16 protein-coding genes are annotated in these 25,110 nt (G+C 46.4%); 9 read left to right on the plus strand and 7 right to left on the minus strand.

The genetic code is table 11. From position 1 onward, the window contains the following. Nucleotides 1-569 precede the first annotated feature (569 nt). Together CLV42_RS28095 and CLV42_RS28100 are read right to left on the minus strand one after the other, a co-directional pair. Nucleotides 570-1,775: a hypothetical protein gene (locus tag CLV42_RS28095; protein ID WP_106605273.1), complete on the minus strand. Its 1,206-nt coding sequence runs from the start codon at nucleotides 1,773-1,775 to the stop codon at nucleotides 570-572. A 287-nt stretch (nucleotides 1,776-2,062) separates the two neighbouring features. Next, complete coding sequence (locus CLV42_RS28100; protein ID WP_106605274.1) at nucleotides 2,063-2,731, minus strand: glycoside hydrolase family 19 protein; 669 nt, start codon at nucleotides 2,729-2,731, stop codon at nucleotides 2,063-2,065. Between the two features lie 213 nt (nucleotides 2,732-2,944). Here CLV42_RS28100 and CLV42_RS28105 point away from each other — a divergent pair, with 213 nt between their 5' ends. After that, entirely contained in the window at nucleotides 2,945-3,475 is a 531-nt protein-coding gene (locus CLV42_RS28105) for a YciE/YciF ferroxidase family protein (protein ID WP_106605275.1), read from the plus strand. 96 nt (nucleotides 3,476-3,571) lie between these two features. Here the strand turns inward: CLV42_RS28105 and CLV42_RS28110 are convergent, their stop codons facing one another. Both CLV42_RS28110 and CLV42_RS28115 read right to left on the minus strand, forming a co-directional pair. Further along, nucleotides 3,572-4,033: a YbhB/YbcL family Raf kinase inhibitor-like protein gene (locus tag CLV42_RS28110; protein ID WP_245901752.1), complete on the minus strand. Its 462-nt coding sequence runs from the start codon at nucleotides 4,031-4,033 to the stop codon at nucleotides 3,572-3,574. Nucleotides 4,034-4,150: 117 nt separating this feature from the next. Continuing rightward, nucleotides 4,151-4,612: an NUDIX domain-containing protein gene (locus CLV42_RS28115; protein WP_106605276.1), complete on the minus strand. Its 462-nt coding sequence runs from the start codon at nucleotides 4,610-4,612 to the stop codon at nucleotides 4,151-4,153. Nucleotides 4,613-4,862: 250 nt separating this feature from the next. On the opposite strand from CLV42_RS28115, the gene CLV42_RS28120 reads away from it, so the two are divergent. The 7 genes from CLV42_RS28120 (at nucleotide 4,863) to CLV42_RS28150 (ending at nucleotide 20,226) form a co-directional block, all read left to right on the plus strand. Further along, on the plus strand, nucleotides 4,863-6,155 hold the full coding sequence (locus CLV42_RS28120; protein ID WP_245901753.1) for a right-handed parallel beta-helix repeat-containing protein: 1,293 nt from the start codon (nucleotides 4,863-4,865) through the stop codon (nucleotides 6,153-6,155). A gap of 231 nt (nucleotides 6,156-6,386) precedes the next feature. Continuing rightward, nucleotides 6,387-7,577: a Gfo/Idh/MocA family protein gene (locus tag CLV42_RS28125; RefSeq protein ID WP_106605278.1), complete on the plus strand. Its 1,191-nt coding sequence runs from the start codon at nucleotides 6,387-6,389 to the stop codon at nucleotides 7,575-7,577. 27 nt (nucleotides 7,578-7,604) lie between these two features. Further along, the gene (locus tag CLV42_RS28130; protein WP_106605279.1) at nucleotides 7,605-8,201 is read left to right on the plus strand and encodes a phage tail protein; all 597 of its coding nucleotides are present in this window, start codon (nucleotides 7,605-7,607) and stop codon (nucleotides 8,199-8,201) included. A gap of 9 nt (nucleotides 8,202-8,210) precedes the next feature. Then, complete coding sequence (locus CLV42_RS28135) at nucleotides 8,211-9,374, plus strand: ABC transporter substrate-binding protein (RefSeq protein WP_106605280.1); 1,164 nt, start codon at nucleotides 8,211-8,213, stop codon at nucleotides 9,372-9,374. Nucleotides 9,375-9,383: 9 nt separating this feature from the next. Next, nucleotides 9,384-18,050 (plus strand): Ig-like domain-containing protein, encoded by an 8,667-nt coding sequence (locus CLV42_RS28140; protein ID WP_106605281.1) that lies wholly within the window; start codon nucleotides 9,384-9,386, stop codon nucleotides 18,048-18,050. 20 nt (nucleotides 18,051-18,070) lie between these two features. Beyond that, a complete protein-coding gene (locus CLV42_RS28145) occupies nucleotides 18,071-18,994 on the plus strand; it encodes a PorP/SprF family type IX secretion system membrane protein (protein ID WP_106605282.1) in 924 nt (307 codons plus the stop codon). A gap of 251 nt (nucleotides 18,995-19,245) precedes the next feature. Then, nucleotides 19,246-20,226, plus strand: coding sequence for a fatty acid desaturase (locus CLV42_RS28150; protein WP_106605283.1), 981 nt, complete (start codon nucleotides 19,246-19,248; stop codon nucleotides 20,224-20,226). Between the two features lie 86 nt (nucleotides 20,227-20,312). On the opposite strand, the gene CLV42_RS28155 is transcribed toward CLV42_RS28150, so the two are convergent. Then, complete coding sequence (locus tag CLV42_RS28155) at nucleotides 20,313-22,265, minus strand: heparinase II/III domain-containing protein (protein ID WP_106605284.1); 1,953 nt, start codon at nucleotides 22,263-22,265, stop codon at nucleotides 20,313-20,315. 140 nt (nucleotides 22,266-22,405) lie between these two features. Here CLV42_RS28155 and CLV42_RS28160 point away from each other — a divergent pair, with 140 nt between their 5' ends. Beyond that, a complete protein-coding gene (locus tag CLV42_RS28160) occupies nucleotides 22,406-22,942 on the plus strand; it encodes a hypothetical protein (RefSeq protein ID WP_106605285.1) in 537 nt (178 codons plus the stop codon). 39 nt (nucleotides 22,943-22,981) lie between these two features. Here CLV42_RS28160 and CLV42_RS28165 read toward each other — a convergent pair whose 3' ends face one another. Together CLV42_RS28165 and CLV42_RS28175 are read right to left on the minus strand one after the other, a co-directional pair. Continuing rightward, nucleotides 22,982-24,112, minus strand: a complete 1,131-nt coding sequence (locus tag CLV42_RS28165) for a glycosyltransferase family protein (protein ID WP_146154508.1) — start codon at nucleotides 24,110-24,112, stop codon at nucleotides 22,982-22,984. Between the two features lie 357 nt (nucleotides 24,113-24,469). Then, entirely contained in the window at nucleotides 24,470-24,997 is a 528-nt protein-coding gene (locus CLV42_RS28175) for a class I SAM-dependent methyltransferase (RefSeq protein WP_170117681.1), read from the minus strand. Nucleotides 24,998-25,110 lie beyond the last annotated feature (113 nt).

Consider the following 25,110-nt stretch of genomic DNA (forward strand, 5'->3'; position numbering starts at 1 on the left):
GCCCTCTAGCCCTTCTCATTTCCCGCCTTCCCGAATAACAACTGCATCACTTGGGTAAATTGTTTTATCACTATTATGATGTGCTGAAGCAAGCCCTTATAAAGGATTCTATATAAGTATAACGATGGACCTTATACGTTGTGACAAGCATAAAATAGCAGCATTTTCTGTTAACAGCACATTAACTAACAGATTAACAGCATATTAACAGTTCGGTTACTTTTTCGCGGTATGTTTGTATTGATAAAAGCAAAAGCACGTTGTCCTTTACTTCCAGGCCTCTCATGCAAAAAGGTATGAGGGCTTGGGGGTTAAGGGTCTCCTTTGGGTCAGGACGCTGCCTCCAAACACAAATAAACACACACGAAATTTATTATACTAAACTCATTATGCTACCCTGGGAACATCGCCAAAATACTAGAGGGGGAATAATGTAGATTACTACACATTATATGGCTGTCAGTAAATACTGTGGTCAAACAAATCAAAAACCAACTAAATAAAAAAAGGGTCTCGTTTTTACGAGACCCTTTTCGTTTCTAATGATATGATGGCTCCGTCAATTTCGACTAATCTTTCAACTTGTGCAGGAATGAAGACAATTTAAACAACAGCTCATCCTGTAAACCGGCTCTCAGTTTCGCTTCATCATCCGTAATACCCAGACGACGCATACGCTGATAATAACCGTATGATCCGCCTATCAGTTCCAGGCACTCTTCGATCTTTTCCCTGACCTCCGCTTCTTTGCTCTTCTTGTCATATTCTTTCTTGGAAAGGATCTTCTCAACGAAGTAAAAACTGTCCTTCGTTTCCACCCATTTTCCCTTCGACTGATGCTGTGGTTTATATACTTCCAGATAACAGTTATCCAGGTGTAGTATCTCACCGAATTCAGACTTTACATCGATAGATGCCGGCCTTCCTTTCTGCGGACTGGACATCAGTTTCTTAATGAAATGACCGATTTCCACGCCCAGTTCACCACTGTTGGTGAGTATCTGGTTCAGTTGGGAGAATTCCATCACCATCGTAACGCGGATGTAACGGCTGCCTGATTTCAATTTACCAATGATACTTGGTGTCTGATGTTCATCAAACAGGATGTCTTCCACCTGTACCTTACTTACGGTACGGTAATTAGGTGTATACCCTTCAGATGCCGGTGTTGCCTTCTTGCTGGTAGTCCTGGAAACATGCTGTTTGGCGGCATGCTGCACAAAGTCATCAATGAACCGCAGATCATGTTCTTTCAGACGATGGTAAAGTTCATGCGTATTATAATTGACGATCCTGCTGAGTAACAGCACATCATCCCACACATCAGCATATTGTACTTTTTTTATTTCGTCCAGTACATCAGCTGCCACCAGGTTCCTGCGATACAGCAGTTCACCTACCAGGAAAACGGAGTAGTCATTCACAGGGTACCCCAGTTCCGGCAACAGGTCATAAGGACTTTTCTTCTGTTCCTTTGCCTGGTCCAGCTGTTCCAGGTCAGAAACCACCGGGGCCAGCAGATATCTGCGGGCTGCAGTACGTAATTTCTTACTCACATGATCAATCAGATGATCATTCACTTCACGCTGGCTGACAAAATCGTGCAGGATCTGCACAAAACGCTTGGATGCAGGCAAGCCGAACTGCAGCAGAATATCATTCTCCATGTCCAGCACACTTGCACCACCGGCGTGTTCCTTGCTGGCTTTAGTTCGCGTCTCCTGCTGCTGACAGCGCTGATAATATTCCTGTAATTTCAGTTTAAGCTTATCCATATATTTATCTTATTAAATCGTTTCTTTCTCTTAAAAACAGTCTTCTCATACCATTCCGGGCCATTCAACCGGCCTTTCCAGGTATAAAAATCCTCTCTCCGCTTTGGGAACACGCCGTAAAATGCCTGAAAAAAGACATGCCGACGCCCTCAACAGCGAATGCAATTGCTTGTTTTACAATAAGTTATTCAATGGGAGTAGTATAGCGATCTAATGGGAGAATGCAAAGATACAATTTTTGAAAGTTTCGTCCCAACCTGCTCTGTAATCTAATTGTAAAGCGCTGCTCATTGCAGCACTGTTTTGGCCTTTTCCCAGAGAGCCAACCGGTCGTCATACCCGTTTAGCCCGCCATTAATACAGATAGTCAGCCACTGAAATTTACTGTACAGTTTGTTTTTATACATAGTTGTCCAGTTATCAGGCTGATCGGCTATGGTGTTCAACGTTTTATACACCGTCCAGAACCAGCAGGCAGACGCGACGGCATATTGAGGCGTGGCCAGCAGGTCAGGTGCATCCTGGAAAGTGGTGCTGTTACCCGTCAGAGCCTTACCGCAGTCATCATAGCTGGACCTGCCAGTCAGCTGGATCAGTCCCCGTCCCCGGAATCGCCATCCATCCCCGCTGGCCTCAGATCCGTTTCCAAGGCGATTGGCGTACACTTTATTGGCGATCTTGTCAGGTTTGCCCGCATACTGCTGGGCAACAACCAGCGTAGGGAAATATTTCGGGAATACGGCTACCAAACGGTCGGCCCGGTAATTCAGGTTTTCAGTTACCACACTGAACTGCCCGCTTTCATGCCCCAGCTGCGCCAGAAAGGCGGCCGCTCTTACAGGTGTATCAATATGGTAAACAGGCATGGCCTGGTTCAGATATGGCAAATATGCCTCGGTGTTCTGGGATTTGGCTTGCGGCATAATAGCCAGCAGCTGCTCATTGGTGATCATCATAGGGGTATTAATATTGAGATTGAGATTAACAATACAAAGGTAAGATTAAACATACTCTTCCGGCATCAATTCAGCCGCCTTCAACTTTTTTTTGAAAGGTTAATTTCATACAACGTTCCAGAGTTAGGCCGCAGCCGTACATTTCGGCTGCGGCATCTGAATGCGGTATAGTATTTGGACTTTAACAACCGATAACATTTAAAATCTTGAGTTATGCAGATACTATCCAACACGGCCACCAATTCAAGGCTGGAAGAATTTTTCGTTACCATGTTACAGGAAATTTACTGGTCAGAAATAAACCTCGTAAACGTCCTTTCAACGATGACCGGCGCCGCCACTAATGATGAACTGATACAGGCATTTGATCAACACCGGCAGCAGACAGAAGAACATGTAAAAATAGTAGAACGCGCATTCGGTGTACTGGGTATACCAGCGCAAGCAGAACCCAGTGCAGGATTACAGGGATTATTCGATGAAGGCTGGCAGGTAATAGATGAAACCGAAGAGGGCTCTGCCCAGAGAGATGTAGCGCTGATCATTGCCGCGCAGAAAGTAGAACACTATGAAATTGCCTGCTATGGAAGCCTCGTAACACTGGCAGGTACCTTGGGTGAAATAGAAATAGCGGATATGCTGAGGGCTGTATTGACAGAGGAAAAAGAAACAGATGCTACACTGACCATTATTGCAGAAAGCAAGATCAACGCACAGGCCAGTGAAGAACCTGTTGAACATTAAGAACGAAAGTGCAGGAATGCAAACAGCAATAAAATGGGCTGTACAGGACGGTTTCCCAATCCTGTCAGCCCTTTGTTATTAAAGCATGCATAACACTCACAATCCGTTTTTGGGATAACGCCCCATCAGCACTCCTTCCGCTATAATATGTCCCTGCATTGCCTGTTGCAAGGCAGCTTTATCTGCTCCGTTTTCTAATTCCAGTTTCGTATCAAGCGCGTAAATGTGAAAGTAATAACGGTGAATACCTGACGGCGGACAAGGGCCATAATACCCTGTTTTACCGCTTCCATTCTTTCCACAGACACCCGGTATAGTATCACATCCGATGAGATTTGTAGGTGGAATATCCCATACTACCCAATGGTCAAAAGTGCCTTTAGGCGCATCAGGATCTTCAGCAATAATAGCCAGTGTTCTGGTACCCACCGGTATCTGATCTATCTGCAGTGGTGGATTTACGTCCTCTCCCTCGCAGGTATATTTCGAAGGAATAACACCTTCATGATCAAAGGCAGTACTTGATATTTTAAGACTGCCTGTTGCTTTGCTTTCCATATCGATAAGGACCGAAAAATCAAGCCAGAACCTGGTAGTTTCAGAAAAGGTCAAAAACACTCTTGCGCGGGGGTAAATTGCTACAGAAATAAAATGGTGATGGGGATGTTGTAGAAACTATTCATCAATGCGTTTTATCAGTTCGTCAATGAAACCTGCCTGTCTTTCATTGATCTTTTCACGGGCCATATCAACAGGAAACCAGGCTGCCCGGTCTATCTCCGGAAAGGACCTCATCTTACCAGAATGCGGTGGCCATTCCATCTCGAACTCGTTACTTACAATACTGTCCGCATCAAGGTCGCCCGCTACCGCCCAGCAATGCACGGTTTTATGTCCCTTCTGCCGGATGGTAGACAGCTGCATGAAATCGCCTGAAGGCCGGTATCCTGTCTCCTCTTCAAACTCCCGGATAGCCGCCTGTAAAGGCGCTTCCCCCTCCTCGTATTCCCCTTTAGGTACCGACCAGCTGCCCGCATCTTTCTTTGCCCAGAAAGGTCCTCCGGGATGCGCCAGGAAGACTTCCAGCTGTTCGTCTTTTCTCCTGTAAAGTAATATGCCTGCACTTTGTTTTGCCATACTTAAAGTTAATATTGCAATTCTGGTTCCGGTCAGCAACCTTCTTCTATTTTTCTATGTTATTCATATTGAGTCAGATAATCAACAGCGCATATTAAAACTTCGTTTTTTCAATAGTAGTCGCTTCGCAGGACTAAAAATTAAGCTATCTTGGACATCTCATGATTGTAGCATGATCGCAGCAGCCCTTTTATATTTGGTTGTTAGTTATTCCACAGAAATCAGACTAACCCCAACCCCAGTCAGTAATATGCATATTTCCGCCTCAACGGATACCGTTGACGCGTCTGCCAGAGAATATACCCTGGTTCCCGACAAACAGGGAAGGCTCAATATTGACAATTCAAGGAACACTTACCGCCCTGGAGATATACTAAACCTCAAAGGCAATTTTAAGTCCATCTTCATTTTTAATATGAGCGGCACTGCGAAGCGGCCTATCATCATCCGTAACTATCGCAATACCGTCGTGAAAATTGGTGAGCCGGACTGGAACGGAGGCGGCAATTCCTCCGCCTGTGAGTTCTCTAATTGCCATTATATCCGTTTTGGCAGCCAGTCAGACCGGAACATGATCATCATCAATGGCTCTACGCAGGCAGCCAGAGAGGCCTATCAGGACCTGCATATAGGTAATAAGTCAGACAACCTGGAGATCTGTTTTCTAACCATTATGAACGGCGGAAATGGCATTGTAGCGAAGACCGACCCCGTAAAAGGAGATCGCAGCACCGTCTATCCCAACCTGGTGATCTATAACCTGCAGATCCATGACCTGACCGTTACAGGTACGAAGAATGAAGCCATGTATATCGGTCATACCGCTACTTATTGGGACCATACATTGAATCAGCCTTACTATGGCTCCCCTTCAAAATTTACCGCCGGCCACGATTACATACAACCAGCCAAATGGCAGAACGTGAAGATCTACAATAACCTGGTCAGCAATATCGGTCTGGATGGTATACAGACTGCTGCTATCGACGGACTGGAGATCTTCAACAATGAAGTGACCCAATGGGGAACACAACGCAATGCCGCACACAACGGAGGCATTCTCATTGGCGGCCGTACTACCAATACAAATACGCATGACAATTACGTCCATGATGGTTGGGGAGAGTTCTGCCAGTTCTATGGATCAGGAGAAAACAGGGCAACCCATGTTATTAGTAATAACCTCTTTACCGACAACCAGGGCGATGGTATCAGTATGAGAGGGACCGACAATGCCATTGTGCGTATTACCAACAATACAGTAGCCTGTACCAAAGGCAACAGTCTGCGTATTAACGGATACACAGGTATGAAAGGTAAACAGATTGTTAATGCCAATGCATTAATTGCTCCCAATGGCGGCAATGGTATCAACATCCGAAACTATGTCTATGTAGAAGAGGGCGGAGACGCCATAGAAGGTGCTGGAAATGAAGAGAATAAAAAGTTTAAGACCCCCCGGGAAGCCGGTGTGAATACCGCGGAATACTATTGTCCCCAACAAGGCTCATCCATTGGAAATGCCGGTTATAGAAGAAAATAGACTGCCCCCTCATTTCATATAACGTTAAATATCCATTAAAAAATTATTTGCTTACTAAAAAAAAAGAGATATATCTTTGTTCCCAGCATTTTTGTAATCGAGTTTTAACCCTGATCTTTTGAAAACCGCACGACCATAACGTAATATTTCTGTCTTTTAGAGGGGACACTTTACATCTGTTTTTTGGAGCCTACTTTATTGTTACGATACCAAACTTAGGAATCATTCCTTATGCATATACAGAGCAGAAGGCATTTCTTAAAGAATGCCGCTATTTTATCCCCTGTACTCACCTTTTTCCCGTCCTATCTGACGGCCGGAAAAGGGTCGAAGTTTCGTATCGCCTTCATTGGTACTGGCATGTGGGGACAGCAGTACCTGAAGCAAGCACTCCAACACAAGGATCTGGATGTAAGAGCAATTGCTGAGACCAATTCGGCTGCCATTAGCCAGTGCCTGGACTTATTCAGCCAGGCGGGTCGCCAACATCCAGACATCTACCGGGACAATTACCAGACCTTACTCGACCGCCAGGACATTGACGCTGTTATTATTGCGGCCCCCTGGCATCAGCACTACAGTATTGCCAAAGCAGCCCTGCTAGCCGGTAAACATGTGGCCTGTGGCTCGGTAATGGGGACTACCCTTGAAGAGCACCAGGACATTGTTCGTATCAGTGAGCAGACGCGTTGTCAGTACTTTACGTTGGAGGAGCACAGTTACCGTCCTGACCTGATGGCCATTACCAATATGGCACAGGAAGGCGTATTTGGAGAACTGCAATCCATACATGCCGGCGCGAGCCCTCATGTATTGCCGGCCGAACAAGACAAGGATGCCCTGTCCTACCCTGTTTATTCAGCGGCAGCAGTTGCCAGGTTACTGAACCTGAAAGAGAATACTTATGTATCCCTGCAGGTAGTACAGCAAAAACAGCAATACGCGATCAGCAAACCATGTCCTAAAAAGGGGCATACCCGTTTGTTCTTTACTTCAGGAGATATCAGCTCAATTTGCCTTACCACCCAACAGGGACAAAAGGTATGGCTGCAAATGGATGCCGGAAAAGCACAACCTGTTTCCACCGGGTTCCATGTGAACGGCAGTAACGGCTCCTGGGTAGATCTTTTCAACCGCATTTATCTGGAAGAAAATAACCCTGTTAACCAGGTTTGGGAACCAGGCAAACCATACATCAATCAATATGCACAGGTCGTAAACCTACCACGTTACAAACAAGTAGAAGACGGCAATGGCTATGCAATGGCGCTGCAGGAATTTGTGGGTGTGATGCAACAGCGTAACGAGCTGTCTGTATACGCAGCTGCTACCAATAGCATTATAACGCCAATGGCTGCACTCTCTGCACAACGGAACGGAGCAACTGTGCAATTCCCTCAGTTTAGAAACCCGATTATATAATTTAAACACTACATTAAAACTGGATCTATGGACACACCGTTATTAGCCGCGATTATTCTATTTGCCGGTAATTTCGCACCAAGAAGCTGGGCTTTTTGCTGGGGGCAGATCCTGAGCATTGCTCAGAACACGGCATTGTTCTCTCTGTTAGGCACTACCTACGGAGGTAACGGACAAGTAACCTTCGGCCTACCTGACCTGAGAGGCCGTTTCCCACTGGGTGCCGGACAAGGTCCCGGATTACCTAACATTAACCTGGGTGAAATTGCTGGTACGCCTACCACCACCCTGCTGATCACCAATATGCCTGCGCACAATCACACCGGTACTATTGCATCAGCTTCAGTGGCTCAGGCTGCAACTGCTGCTGCAGGTACAACTGCTACTCCTAGTTCTACTGTTGTGCCAGCCGTACTGCCAACTATCGGAGGCGGCCCAAGTGCACAGCCAATCAAAGGTTATGGTGTTCCTGACAGCACTACCTTCCTGGCGCCTACTACAAACGTAACAGGTACTGTAAACATCGGTATTGCAGGTGGCAGCCAGCCATTCAGCATCATGAACCCTTACCTGGGTATGAACTACATCATTGGCCTTGAAGGTATTTATCCTAGCCGTAACTAATAAACTTTTATGCAATCAGCGCTTACCATTGGGTTCCTTACTCCTTATTCCGGTGTATATCCTGCCTATTCTGCTCACCTGGTAACAGGTTGGCTGCTGGGTATGGGCTTAGATCCCGTGCGGCAGAGAACAGTGCAATTTACATCAGAGTATACCCATATGGGAGGCGCTGGTGCTTCTGTTGACGCTGCCCGTAAACTGCTTTTCTTTAACAACGTTGACATACTATCTGGTCTCATCAGTTATAAGATAGCACCGGATATTATCCCTTTAGTGGAGAATACGAAAAGACCAGCGTTCTTTTTTGACATGGGTGAATATATTCCCCATTTCCCTTACCTCAGTCCTGATGTATTCTATGCCTCACACCAGTTGTGGCAATCTGAGTATGCATTGGGAAAGTGGGCTCACAGCCATTTTGGGGATGGGGGTCATATGATCATGCCAGTGTATGAAGCTGGCTATCACCTGCATAGTGCATTTAAAGAAGGCGTTACCGCGGCCGGCAGTACACAGATAAGTTTTACGGTGTTATCGCACAATGAGAATGATCCCAGGAGAATGGAGCTGGACGGACTCTTTACAACCCTCGCCAAAGATCCCCCACCATATGTCCATGCCATCTTCGCTGGTAGCATGGGTACACGTTTCCTTGAAAAATGGATACAAAGTGGCTTTCATAAAAAAATCCCACTACTGATCAACGAAACGATGGCATATGATGACGTACTGGAAGATATTAAACATATAGATTTGGAAATTTATACGTCCATGATGTGGATGCGTGAAGACCAGCGTAAAGCGAATCAGCAATTTGTAAAGAAGTTTGAAAGCACGGCTCAACAACCGGCCAATATCTACGCATTAATGGGATATGAGGCTGGCTTAATGTGGCGGGAATTGTTACCCTACGCTAAGAAAAAAGACTGGGATGCCGTAAAACAGCAACTCCGTACTGGCGTTATAGATGGCCCCAGAGGTCAGAAAAACTTTTACCCGGCTTCAGGATTTGCCCTGCCAACAGCCAACATTCTCAGGATCAGTACAACTGGTAATAAAATAAACAAATTAATTCTTGATCAGGGAGCAGGAATGCGCTATGATGCGAAGGAATTTGAAATGATTCACAACGAATCTATGTCCGGTTGGCAAAACCCTTTTCTCTGCATTTAACAGTTTTATATGAATGACACATTTACCCGAGGTATCAGCAGGATCCTGTTGATACTTTTCTTCATGCTAGCCGGCTTTGAGAGCTTTGCGCAGTACACGAAGAGCACCCTGGAAACAGGAGGCTACTACAGTGCTATGGCCAAAGACAACTCTGGCAACCTTTACGTGGTGCGCTACAACAGCTCGAGCACCAACTACGAGGTGGCCAAATACACAAACGGCACAGGTACGCCACAGGTGATCTACTCTAGTCTTATTGACGCGAGTACTGTCAATACTTATTCCTGGGGACTCACGGTCAACGACGTAGGAGATGTATTTGTGACCAATCCCGATCAGGGTATAGGCTGGAGCATTATTAAACTGGCGGCGCCTGGTTATACAGCTTCTGTGATTCACACCGGTAATTATTATTCCGCACTGGCAGTTGACAATAGTAACAACTTGCTGTCTATGGAATACAACTCCGGTACCAACACTTACCAACTGGTACGTTATCCTTTTGGAGCAGAACAGCTCGCAGGTACGGTTGTATGGAATGGCTTTTCTTACCCATCATCAGCGTCGGTAATTGCAACTTATCCAAGCAATATTGTTGTTGACTCACACGACAATATTTATGTGACAGATTTTCATGAGATCAGCGGTGGAGCTATCGTCAAATTGACTGCACCTGGATTTGGCGCTACTCAATTGGCTAGCGGCAGAGGATTTTCGTCACTCTCGGTGGATGGCAGTGATAACTTCTATACATCCGAAGCAAACCCTGCTGATGCCGATAAATACGAGTTGGTAAAATATACTGACCTGACACAAACAGGTCAGGTATTGTATACAAACCTTCACCAGACTACGGGAACTTTCTTCCCCTGGGGAATAGCTGTGATGCCTAGCGGCACCATATTTGCCAATGACGGTGAATTGGGTGGAGAGGTAGTTAAACTAACCCCTCCCAACATTAACGTTTCAAGCGTTGTTCGTGCTGCAGCGAATCCGACTAACGCAACATCTGTCACTTACACAGTCACCTTTAGCGGCTCTGCTGCCGGTGTAACTACCAGCGCATTCACGCTCGTTCCTACCGGTGTCTCCGGCGCATCTATTACAAGTGTAACAGGAGGCGGTACCACTTATACTGTAACTGTCAACACCGGTACAGGCTCCGGCACCATTGGACTGAACGTTAACGGTACAGGTATATCTCCTGTAGTGGCGAACGCGCCTTTCACCGGCGCTGTATACACTGTCGACAAGACGGCTCCTACCGGTTCAATCCTCATCAACAGTGGCGCTGCCTACACCAACAATGTGAATGTAACATTGACCCTTACCGGCAATGATGCAAATCCTCCATTGCAGATGGCCTTCTCTCTGGATGGTGGTGCATATAGTGCGGATGAAGCATTTGCAACGACCAAAGCCATCACACTGCCGGCAACAGACGGCACACGAACAGTGGCTATGCGACTGAAAGACGCGGCAGGTAACACCGTTATTTACAGTGATGACATTATCCTGGACCGTGTGGCACCTAATACGTCAATCACTTCTCCGGCGCCTCCGTCACCAACCAATTCAACAACTGCCACCTTTACTTTCACAGCCAATGAAGCTAATTGTACCTTCAAGGCAAGTCTTGATGGCGGACCATTTAATACGGTTACAAGTCCGGCTACCTATTCAGGACTGGCGGATGGACCACATACCTTCCAGGTAAGGGCGACCGATCAGGCCGGAAATACAGATGCCAGCCCGGATGCTCAACTGTGGACTGTAGATGCTACCGGCCCGCAGATCACCAGCGTAGGTGTTCCAGCAAACGGATACTACAAAGCAGGTACTACTCTTGACTTCAAAGTGAGATACAATGAACCGGCATATGTAACCACCACTGCAGGTACTCCATATATCAATATCATTATCGGTCTTGATGCAAAACAGGTACCTTATATTGGCGGTGATGGTACAACTGAATTAACATTCAGCTATACCGTACAGCCGGGCGAAATGGATATGGACGGTATCACCGTACAACCACTGGTACAGAACAACAGCGGCTTTATCAAAGACGCACTGGGTAATGATGCATCTACTTCATTACAGAACGTTGATCCTACCAACCTGGTAAGGGTAAATACTTCTATACCGTCAGTAACATTGTCTACTACTGCTCCTACACCGACAAATGCGCCGTTTACTGTTACTGCAGTCTTCAGCGAAGCAGTGACCGGTCTGACTGTCAGTGATTTCAATGTGTTAAATACGACCGTAAGTAATCTGAGCACTTCAGACAATATCACTTACACCGTATTAATGACACCTGCTTCTGACGGTACGAGGACGATCAGTCTCCCTTCCAATGCAGCTGTTAATATTGGAGGCAACCCTAACACGCCTTCAAATACTATCTCTTATACTTATGATGGTACCGCTCCAACGGTTACATCCGTAGCAGTTCCTGCAAACGGATACTACAAAGCAGGTACTACGCTGAACTTTACTGTTAATTTCAGTGAGAATATCACACTGAATACTACAGGCGGCACACCGTCCCTGGGTCTTACCATTGGTGCTACGCCGGTGCAAGCCACTTACACGGGTACTTCAGGTGCTACCGCGCTGACATTCAGTTATACCGTGGTGAACGGCGATATGGATATGGATGGTATCACCGTAAATGCACTGAACTTAAACGGTGCCACCATCAAAGATGCTGCTACTAACAATGCCAACCTGACGCTGAATAACGTAGGCGCCACTACAGGAGTATTTGTAAACACAGCACATCCTTCTGTAACCATCACTTCTGCTGCACCGGCTATTGTGAATGCGCCATACACGGCCACTATCACTTTCAGCGAGGCAGTATCCAACTTCGTGATCGGCGACATCACTAAGACCAACGCAAGCCTCAGCAGCCTGAATACTTCAGACAATATCACTTATACCGTACTGGTTACACCAACTACTGACGGTACAGTGACACTGAATATAGCGGCAGATGTAGCTGATAACATTGGTGCGAATGGCAACAGCGCTTCCAACACGCTGTCCCGCATCTATGATATTGCTCCTCCTTCAGTAACGGCAGTAGATGTACCTGTGAATGGCTACTACAAAGCAGGAAGCACTATGGACTTCACTGTTCATTTCAGTGAGAACATCACGCTGAATACCACCGGTGGTAATCCTACACTGAGCCTGATCCTTGCTTCTGCAACTGTAAATGCTACCTATACCGGTACCTCCGGCTCAGATGCGCTGAACTTCAGCTATACTGTGGTAAATGGTGACATGGATATGGACGGCATTCAGGTAAGCGCCCTCGTGTTAAATGGTAGCACTATTAAAGATGTTGCCAATAACAACGCAGTGCTGACACTGAATAATGTGGCTAGCACCGCAGGTGTATTTGTCAATACACAGCATCCGTCAGTAACATTGTCTACAACAGCTCCTGCACTGGTAAATGTTCCATACACAGTGACTGTCACCTTCAGTGAAGCTGTAACCGGCCTTGCTGCGGCTGATTTCAATACGACGAATGCTACAGTCGGCACCCCGGCCACTACAAATAATATCACTTATACAGTACTGGTTACGCCTACCGCCGACGGTCCTGTAAGCATCAGCTTACCAGCAGATGTTGTAGTCAATATCGGCGATAACGGCAATACTGCTTCCAACACCATCAACAATACTTATGATGGTACCGTTCCAACGGTTACAGCTGTTTCAGTTCCTGCAAACGGATACTATAAAACAGGTACTACGCTCGACTTCATCGTTCGTTTCAGCGAAGATGTGCTCATCAATACCACCGGCGGTACACCAAAACTGGGTATCACCATCGGTACTGAAACTGTCGATGCAGCTTACACCGGTACCAACGGTACTAATGGGCTGAACTTCAGTTACACTGTACAGGATGGCGATATGGACATGGACGGTATCACCGTGGGTACACTGGCATTGCATGGTGCGACAATAAAAGATGTTGCTACCAACAACGCTAACGTAACACTGAATAATATCGGTAATACTACAGGCGTATTTGTCAATACATCCATCCCATCAGTAACACTGTCTACCGCTGCGGCTGATCCTATCAATGTACCATTTAATGTTACAGTTACCTTCAGCGAAGCAGTGACTGGTCTGACAGCAAGTGATTTCAACGTGGTAAATGCAACAGTAAGCGTTCCAACCACTGCAGATAATATCACTTACACCGTACTGGTTACACCTACCACAGACGGCCCTGTAAGCATCAGCTTACCAGCAGATGCAGCAGTGAATATCGGCGACAACGGCAACACAGCTTCTAATACGCTGAGCCTCGTTTATGATGCTACCGCTCCAACAGTTACATCTGTAGCAGTTCCTGCAAACGGATACTACAAAGCGGGTGAAACACTCAACTTCACAGTTAATTTCAGTGAAAACATCATCCTGAATACTACAGGTGGTACGCCTTCCCTGCGTGTTACCATTGGTGCTATTCCGGTGCAGGCCGCTTATACCGGTACTACTGGTAATAATGTCCTGACATTCAGCTATACCGTCGTGAACGGCGATATGGATATGGATGGTATCACAGTAAATGCGCTGAACTTAAACGGTGCAACGCTCAGAGATGCAGCTACCAATGACGCTAACCTGACGCTGAACAACATAGCGCCTACTACAGGAGTGTTCGTCAATACAACACATCCTTCTGTAGCTATCACTTCTGCGGCACCAGCTATTGTGAATACGCCATTTACGGCTACTATCACTTTCAGCGAGGCAGTATCCAACTTCGTGATCGGCGATATCACAGCTACCAACGCAACGCTCAGCAACCTGTCAACTACAGACAATATCACTTACACCGTACTGGTTACACCACCGGCTGACGGCACAATGACACTGAACGTAGCAGCAGATGTAGCTGAAAACATTGGAGCGAATGGCAATACCGCTTCTAATACCCTGTCCCGTCTCTATGATGCTGCTCCTCCTGCAGTAACAGCAGTAGATGTACCGGCCAACGGTTATTACAAAGCAGGAAATGCAATGGACTTCACTGTTCACTTCAGTGAGAATATCACGCTGAACACAACCGGTGGTAATCCTACACTAAGCCTGACCATTGGTTCTTCTACTGTAAATGCTACCTATACCGGCACCTCCGGCACAGATGCGCTGAACTTCAGCTATACTGTGGTAAATGGTGACATGGATATGGACGGCATCACAGTAAGTGCGCTCCTCTTAAATGGTAGTACCATTAAAGATGCTGCTAACAACGATGCAGTGCTGACATTAAACAATGTGGGTAATACCATGTTCGTATTCGTCAATACACAACATCCGACAGTAACCCTGTCTACAACAGCACCTGCATTGGTGAATGTACCATATACAGTGACTGCTGTCTTCAGCGAAGCTGTAACCGGCCTGGCAGCAGGAGATTTCAGGACGATCAACGCAACTACCAGCAACCTGCAGACTGCTGACAATATCACTTACACCGTACTGGTTACGCCAACCGTCGACGGGCCTGTAAGCGTCTACTTACTTACAGATGCTGCATTCAATGTCGGCGCCAACGGCAATACCGCTTCCAATACCGTAAGCAATACCTATGATGCTACCGCTCCGGTGGTTACATCTGTGGCAGTTCCAGCAAACGGATATTACAAAGCAGGTACTACCCTGAACTTCACAGTTACCTTCAACGAAAACATCATCGTCAACACTACCGGCGGTACACCAAAACTGGGTGTCATCATCGGCACTGAAACTGTCGACGCAGCTTATACCGGTACTAACGGTACAAATGCATTGAACTTCAGTTACACCGTGCAGGATGGCGATATGGACATGGACGGTATCGCTGTGGGTACACTGACGCTGAATGGTGCGACAGTAAAAGACGTTGCAACCAACAATGCCGTGTTAACACTGAATAATGTTGGTAATACTTCCAACGTATTTGTGAACACCGCTCACCCATCAGTAACAATAAGCACACCATCCGCTGCAAACGTAAATACACCGTTCACTATTGATATCGCCTTCAGCGAAAACGTGACCGGCTTTACCAGCGCTGATGTTGTTGTTACAAATGGTAACGCAAGCCCTGTAACGGTAATTGACAATGCGCATTACAGCATCATCGTTGTACCGACCGCAGAAGGTGTAGTAAGTGTAAATATCCCGGCTGACGTAGCCGATAATATTGGTGGCAATGGCAACACGGCATCCAATACGGTAAACATCACTTACGACATCACCAAACCAACTGTTACTTCCGTAGCAGTACCGGCGAATAAATATTACAACGCAGGACAGGTAATGAACTTCACCGTGAACTTCGATGAAGATATCATCCTGAATACAACAGGTGGTAATCCTTACCTCACCCTCACTATCGGTACCGCTACCGTAAATGCCACTTATACCGGCGTCTCTGCTGCAAGAGAACTGAACTTCAGTTATACTGTAGTGAACGGAGATCTGGATATGGATGGTATCACTGTTGGTGCACTGGTATTAAATGGTGCGACAATACAGGATGCTGCTACCAACGATGCAAACCTGACACTGAATAACATCGGTAACACGACTCAGGTAAGAGTGAATACCACCAGCCCGAGTGTAGTGCTGACTTCTACTGCCAACGCACTGATCAACGCGCCGTTCACCGTAACAGCGACCTTCAGTGAAGTAGTAACAACACTGACCGGAAGTGACATCTCAGTTACCAACGGTACAGTTTCCGGTGCATCATCTGCAGACAACATCACTTATACCTTAACAGTAATACCAACTGCAGACGGCCCTGTAAGCATACAGGTACCAGCGAATGCAGTGGTGAACATTGGAGGCAATGCCAACACGCCTTCTAATACACTCAACTTTACTTATGACGCTACCGCGCCAGTAGTAAATGGTGTAGCCGTGCCGCTCAATGGTTACTATAAAGCAGGTGATGTAATGAACTTCATTGTAACCTTCAATGAAAACATCAACCTCAACACCACAGGTGGTGCTCCTTATCTTAATGTTGTCCTTGGCTCAGGTACTGTGAGAGCTGCTTACACTGTCGCTACCGCGAGCAGCCTGTCATTCAGCTACACAGTACAACCAGGGGATATGGATCTGGATGGCATCACAGTGGGTACGCTCAACTTAAATGGCAGCACCATTAAAGATGACGCTACGAACGATGCAAACCTCACACTGAACAATATCGCCAATACTTCCGGCGTGTTCGTTCACACAGGATCTCCATCCGTACAATTGTCTACTACAGCTGCAGCACGCGTAAATGCGCCATTCACAGTGACCGCTGTCTTCAACGAAGCAGTAACTGGTCTGGCAGCAGGCGACTTCACCGTAACCAACGGTACCGCCAGCGCCCTGCAGACAGCAGACAACATCACTTACACATTAACAGTAACACCAGCTGCCGACGGTGCTGTTACTATCCAGCTGCCAGCTGCTCAGGCACAGAATGTAGTGTCTAACGGCAACACAGCATCCAACACACTGTCAGTTACTTACGACGCAACTGCACCGGTTGTCAATGGCGGTCTGTCATTCGACGTACTGGAAAGAAGCGCAGTAGGTACGCAGGTGGGTAAAGTAACCGCTACCGATGCATCAGGCATCCTCCAGAACTGGACCATCACATCCGATGATTCCAACGGCGCCTTCTCAATAGACGCTAATGGTAACATCCAGGTGGCCGATCAGGCGAAACTGAACAGCAAGGTGAATACCACCGTTACCCTGACAATCACTGTCAGCGACGGATTAAACACAAGCGTTGCCGTACCGGTAACTATTCAGGTGAAACTGGTGAACCAGGCGCCAACCCTCGATGCGATAGACAACGTAACCATCTGTCCTGATGGTCAGGAACACACTATCCAGCTGACAGGCGCTTCGGCGGTAGAACCAGGTCAGACTTATGGCTTCGCCATCATTACTGACAAAGCAGCCAACTTCGATAAGCTGAGCGTAACAGCAGCAGGTATCGTCACTTACCAGCTGAAGACCAGCGCAACAGGTACATCCACAGTAACTGTTACCATCAAGGATAATGGTGGTATAGCAAACGGTGGTACCGATACACTGCGCCGCTCATTCAATATTGAAGTGGCTACTCTGGGTGCGATCACCATCACCAGCGATAAAGGCAACAGCGTCTCCAAAGGAGATATTGTACACCTCACCGCAACAGGTGGTACTCACTACCAGTGGGATAATGCCGATGGCATCCTCAATGGTCAGCAGAGCGACGTACTCGAAGTAAGGCCTATGCAGAACACTACTTATCATGTTACCGTAAGCAACGACGCTGGCTGTACCAATACTGCTGACTTCACTGTCTCAGTAGTGGCAGACTTCAAAGTAGATGCGGTAAATCTCCTGACACCAAACGGTGATGGTAAGAATGATAAATGGGTGATCCGTAACCTGGATAGCTATCCTAACAATGAGGTGAAGATCTTCGACCGCGCAGGCCGTCTTGTATATACCCGCAGGAATTACAGCAATGACTGGGATGGTACTATGAATGGCAGCCCGCTGGCTGAAGGCACTTACTACTACATCTTAACGATCGAAGGTGGTGCTAAAACAGCGAAAGGTTATATCACAATCATCAGGGACAGAAATTAACCCGGTAACAACTATTTATTATGAGCTACAAACAAAATATACGTTCGTTCATTGTCAGCAGCCTTTTATTGGCTGCTGGCATTAACAACCAGGTCAGTGCCCAGTCGCTCAGTAATGCGAAGGCCTTATTGGAGCCATCCGGCACCCAGTACTTTCAGAACCAGTACCTGGCTAACCCCGCTATGGCCGGGTTCGAAAAAGGGCTGCACCTGAATGCAGCCTACCGCAATCAGTGGAATGGTATCGAGGGAGCTCCCATCACAAAGTTCTTCTCTGCCGACTACGCCGTAGGAAACAGAGTAGGCGCAGGTATGCACATCTTCAATGATGTAGCGGGTCTGATCAACAGAACACGTGTTGCCCTCACCTACGCATATCACCTGCCACTGACCAATCCGGATCAGCAGCTGCACTTCGGTCTGTCGCTGGCATGGAACGTACAACGCATCGATTATAAAAACCTGGATGGCGATCCGAATGACCCTTCCGTAAGTGCATTCAACCGCCGGGACAATTACTTCGAAGCAGAGTACGGCATGGCATATACCGACACAAAGCTGACCATACAGGCATCCCTGCCCAACGTGAGAAGCCTCTTTACCGGCGACGATAAAGAAGCAGACGGCGGCGGCATATTCTTTACGGCAGCTTCCTACAGGTTCGCCATCAATGAAGCGATCACTTCCATAGAGCCGAAGATATGTTACCGTGGCATACGTGGTTTTGACAATATTCTCGATGCAGGCGTTAACGTCTCTATCCTGAATGATGTTGCCAACGTAATGGCCATGTATCATACTACCAAGAGCGTTACAGCAGGTGTTGGTGTGAATATCCTGAGAACGGTGGGTATACAAGCCATGTATACCACCCAGACGGGAGGCATCAAAACCTATGTTGACGGCACCTATGAAATAGGCGCGACTGTTCACCTGTTCAGATAGTAAGATTGACTAAAAAAGAAAGAGCCTGCCGGGTTATACCTGAGCAGGCTCTTTTTTTATGACCATTATCATCCGGCCAGATTTATAAAAAAATCTTAATTTTAGCCAGCGAATTTGAAAATCTATACCTTTTCTGAAATATTTTCACCAATTTGTAAAGATTATCAGGTACTTAGTATGCGAACACTGTAAGGGTAATTCCCGGGGGATTGTGCTATGAAACCTTTTAAAACAAGTTTACACTGTAAAATATGAGTAACAAACCGACTGACTTCACGTGGAGTAATGAGCCGAATCCACATCATGTTCGAGTAAGGCAGATCCTGAAACAACATCCTGAGGTAAAGGAACTTATAGGGAAAAACCCCTATACGATTTATATGATCATCGGCCTGGTAGCAGCGCAGGTGGGTCTTTCTTTCTGGTTACGTGATGCCTCCTGGTGGATGATCTTCCTGGTAGCCTATGCCGTAGGCGCCTTTATCAGCCATGCTTTATGGGTAATGATTCACGAAACTGCCCATGGACTCATATTTAAAGGAAAAGCACCGAACCTGTTTGCAGGCATGATCGCAAACTGGCCCCATATATTTCCCAGCTCAGTTTCCTTTCAGCGTTATCACCTGAAGCACCATGCCCATCAGGGAGAACATGAACTGGATGCTGACCTGCCGGATTTCTGGGAAGCAGCACTGGTAAGCAACAATCCGATCATGAAGATGTTGTGGTTCCTTTTCTTCCCCGTTTTCCAGATCTGCCGCACCGCCAGGTTGAATATTTCCCTGCTGGACCGCTGGATTGTGGTGAACTGGATCGTACAGATCGCTTTCGATGTGGCCATCGTGGCCTTCATCGGACCTAAAGCCCTGCTTTACATGCTGATCAGTTTCTTCTTCTCAGTAGGCCTTCATCCATTGGGCGCCCGCTGGATCCAGGAACACTACCTGACAATGGACCCGATCCAGGAAACCTACAGCTACTATGGCCCACTGAACACCGTAGCCTTTAACGTAGGATACCACAACGAACACCACGATTTTCCATCCATTCCATGGAATAAATTACCACAGATCAAAAGTAAAGCACCTACTTACTATGATACCTTGCTATCGCATGCATCATGGACAAAGCTGTTCTTCAAGTTTATTTTTGATCCGAAACTGTCACTTTATTCCCGTGTATTAAGAAAGGAAAAAGTGAAAATAGCGAAGGAAGAAGCAGCAGCAGCTTAAAAATGATTGCTTTATATAGGAAAAGGACGGTCCCGGATAGGCCGTCCTTTTTTTTGCAAATAACAGTTATTTAGGAGGCCATTCGGCTATAACTGTCGAATGATAAATTCATGACGTCCACTGCTTACGGCATCTTTGCGTTGCAATAGCAGGCGGGTGATTGGCCGGTGGGACCAGTTATCCGTCAGGCGTTTTTCGTCGGGAGCACTACAGTCTATGGGCTCTTTTTTAACATTCCAGACGTCCGCATCATATTCCAGCTGCACCGGTCTTTCTCCTGGTATATTGAACCGGATGGTGCCCCGCTGCAGCTCCACCGGGCATACGGTCATGAAGGTCTGTGTGAGTGCGGAAGTGGAGGCATTCAGGATAAAATCATCCGTAACGCTTACCCTGTTCTGCTGCCGGTCCATTTTGACATCCCGCTTCCATTGGGTGACGCCGGCCTGTGAAGGATAAGCGCCTGCAATATCCATATGCAGAGTAACATTATTGCCGGCTTTCAGGTATTGCACTTCCCGGGCGCCGAATTTCCGGCCTGCCATCTGCTGTATGCCGTTAATGGTGGGCAGATTGTGATAAGCCGAGCTGTTATACCAGAGCTGATACCGCTCCTTGGAGAAAGTCTTCGCCGTGTAGGTGCCCAAACCCACATCTATGATAACCGGTTGTCCGGAGGCATATACGACGAAATCCCCCACATCGTTATGGTTGTGGCTCTCGCCATTATGTCCGCCGTGAGAGGCCACAAACAACCCCTTATCCGATCTTGCCGCCATCAACTGGATACTTTCCAGCCATACATCCGCGATGTCCGGCTCCTCCCCTTTGGCCCTACTGCAATCCGTCCAGACCTGCATGTTGAAAAGCATCCTGGGTTTGGCAAAATCTCCGGTGATGGGCGTTCGTATAGGGTACTGGTGAAAAGCCCAGGCGCCGAAGCCTGTCAGGGCAGTATCCTGCAGGGCCCGTCCCATCCGGTATAACAGCAATCCATCTGTACTGATCACCGGCGAAGCATCTGCAACGTTGATATAATAACTGCCAGCGATATGCATCTTGTAAATGTAAGCGGCCATCTGCCTTATAATGGGTGCATCATAGATGGTCAGTTTACCGCCGGTAGCGCTTTCCAGGATGGTCAGGGCATCGAACAGTCTGCCAATAGCGCCTGACCAGTAAACAGGTCCTTCATCGATAGCGCCATCATCTCCGATGAAATTAATATAGTGATCCAGCAGGTGTAAGGCATGCTCCAGCTCACTGGTCCGCCGTTCAGGGTTCTTTTCCAGTAAAAGCAAGCTGGTCATCCAGTTGCTGATCACCCAGGGATTCCAGTTGTTAATAGGATACTCCTTCGTTCCCTTCTTAAGGTAGAAATATCTGTCGCTGTCTTTCTCCAGGGGTGTCAACATTCTTCTGTTCACCTCATAATAAATACGTTTACGCAACAGTACCGAGTAGCCATCCAGCCGTGCCCCGAGCAAATAGTCAGTAAGGGCTAGCACAGTAGCCGTTTCACTGACGAACAGATCCACAGCAGGATCTTCGACATCAGCCAGGTCAATGCCTGCTTTCTGCAGGTACAGATGTCCCGGTGTACCCCAATAACTTTCTTCACATAAAGACCAGATGCCATTGATGACAGCATTCAGGAAACGGCCTTTCTGTTCTATTGATTCAGCTACCGCCATAGTGAATAATTGATCCCTTTTTCTGAAGGAGACCTCTTCATAATGTGAGCGGTCGCCGTTCTGCTGGTACTCCATCATCATAGTGGCAGGAATAGCTACAAAGGGAATCTTCTGGTATACTTCTGCCTGCCTGATAATACTCTGACGAACAGAATCCGGCAGTACCTTTTGCCATCCGGTGATACTTACCGGAAAAGGATGCCACTGGTCCCGGGGCAGCAGGGCATTGGTAATCTCCTGTCGGGAAAATCTACTTAACAGGTTACGGGGCGTCTGTGCTGTAATATGGACAGATATCATATTCAATGATATCAGCAGCAACAGGGATGAATTAATATTAGTCATTACAGATGATGATTCACTTATCAACAGGTCATGCTTCCTTACCGACAGGAAACGCCTGTTGACCGATTCAGGAAAAAATAGTGCTTTGAGCGCTGGTAACTTCGTATCGCAATCTCAAAAAAACACTAAACAAACGAGTCATGAAAAAGATTTTTTTTGCAGCGGGCGTATTGCTGATGTCATTTAACATAACATTCGCACATACTACAGACGAAGGTAAAAAAACAAAAGCGGAGAGAAAGGAAATACGCAGGGAAAACAACGCAGAAGTGAGCATTTTTACAAGAAATCAGTTTTATGAAGATTTCCCCGGAGCAACTGACATTCGGTTCGAGAAAACAAACTATTTCGAAGAAGTAGCTTTTACAATGGGTCAAAAAGATATGAGGGCCTACTATGATATTCATAGTAACCTCGTCGGCACAACGGAAACAAAGACATTTGCTGATCTGCCTGAAAATGCACAGCGCACCATTTTGAAAAAATATGGCGACTTCGACACAGAAAGAGTGTTCCTGTACGATGATAATGAAGCCAATGAAACAGATATGACATTGTTTGATATGCCATTTGACGACGCCGATAACTATTTCGTAGAATTACGTAAGAACAGTGAAGTAATGATTGTTAAGGTTGACATGGCTGGGAATGTTGCATTCTTCAAGTCCATTAAATGATGAATGAAAAAGGCGATCAGACGATCGCCTTTTTTTTATTTATCTGGTTATTAGTACAAGCCGGCCATGTTCTTTCTCAGAAAGGCTTTCCATGAAAATTTCAGAGACCTCCCCGATAAAATAGACAGGGTCTTTCTTTGCAAATTCTTTCGAAGGATCATCAGGATATACCAGTTGCTCCTTAAACGGAAAGTCGTTACCTATAATGTCTTCAGTTGGTCGCGGTCCTCTCAGTAACAATGGAAGCCCATGTTCCAACATCGCCATAGCGGAACCACTTTTTCCGAACAGCGTATAGTCGGCACGTGAAATACCAATATCAGCGCGGAGTAAATGATTGGAAATAGCTTCCTCCGGCAGGAAACCACGATCTATTACATTCTCTTCACCAAAAGCTTGCCGGGAAATATCAAGTGCTTTTTCTTTATAGTGCCCGCCATTACCGATGATCTCCAGGCAAACTGTTTTACCCGTCTTCTCTCCTATGGCTGTCAGAAAATCGACCTGCCGTTTATAATCGTCCAACGCACCTGTAAAACAGCCAAAATGAATAGCAGTCAGGTTATCAGGGTTTCCGGTATCGCCTTCCGGCATGCCTGCCACTGGAATGTTACTGAACAGGGGAATAAGATTCACCTCTTTCCATCCCAGGTTCTTTTTATAAATACCAATGGAAGTAGTAACAGATTCAGGGTTAATAGCTGCCAGCATTTGTTTGATGATCACCTTTTGCATCAGCCCCAGCATCTTCAGTTTAAAACTGCTGTACCCGTGAAGCCCTACCCAGAGCTCATGAAACATGAAATGCCATTTGATATTGCTACCTAAACTTTTGAGATGTTTACCGAATGAAAAAGGGAGTCCTCTTTTCTCAAAAGAGAAAGGTACATATTGCAGGCTTACCCATTCAGGGCCAAATTTCGTGATATAGTCGCGGGCGTGGGAAAAGCATTCCTTTTCATCCATTGATGCGGGTATACGGAGCACAGGAACTTCAATACCATTGCTACATTGAAGACCATCATATAGGGAGGCACTTACCCTGTCTTTTAAGGCTATAATTGCTACTTCGTGCGATTTACGGATCAACTCACTTGCCAGCCGTCTTGAATAATCGCCCACACCATCCAGACCAGGCTCCAGTGAACCACAGAGAAAAATTAGTTTCACGGTATATTAGTTCTTACTGGTTAATAAAATGGGAAAATCATCCAAACGTTATTTCGAGTAATGCTCATCCTGCTGTTAGAAGATATCGGATATAAGATACTGTAACTTGCTGGATAATAGAAAGTTGGCGGACATGCAAACGCTCATTCAAGGGGCCTTAAATAAGTAGGGTTATGAAAATTGAAGCAGTAATTAAAAGAGAAGTATCACCTTACGGATGGGAAGTAATTATTATTTATTTAAAAAAATATGTTTCTTTTTTTTGCACAGTAATCCGTACACACAACATATCACTTCGAATGCATATATCACTATTTACTGGAATCAGTAGCGCGATAGCTGCTGAGCAAGCAATCATCATTTCCTGATAATCGCTGTATAGAGGTTAGCATTACCATATACGGAAGATCTTTCCGCTATCATTTCAATGTGATTGTAACCACGTGTCTTAAACAGTTTTTCCAGAGAATGATAGCTCAGCGGATAAGGCACCCAGGTAGGCACTGGTCTGTCTGTATTGTATTCGACGATAAGCAGCTTTCCTTCCGGTTTCAGATATCTTTCTATTTTCTCCATAAAGGCAGATTGATCTTTGACATAGTGCAGCGCATTGCCCAGTACAATGCCGTCTAATTGTGCAAAGGGCCATTCATCTTTCACAAAATCCAGTTCCAATGTCTTCACCTGTATTCCTGCGGGTACGGGTATCTTCAGGTTAGCAGCTAATTTTTGATCTACCGCATAGATCAGGCTACCTGCTTGTAAATAATGCGCAAGAGCAGTCGTAAAAGTCCCCGAGCCACAACCTAAATCTGCCCAGTTGGAAGGGCCTGAAAGGGTCAATTCCTGATGTCTGATAAATTGAATAGCATCTTCCGTTCTCATAGCCGTGCAAGGTAGGTAAATTTTGCCTGCTGCCCACCTGTCCATTTCCGGTCATTATGACGTGCGTATGTGGACAAGCAGGGCCAGCCAGACAATTGAGGATCAGCCACAGT

Origin of the sequence: Chitinophaga ginsengisoli, from assembly GCF_003014595.1 — a bacterium.
GTDB lineage: Bacteria > Bacteroidota > Bacteroidia > Chitinophagales > Chitinophagaceae > Chitinophaga > Chitinophaga ginsengisoli.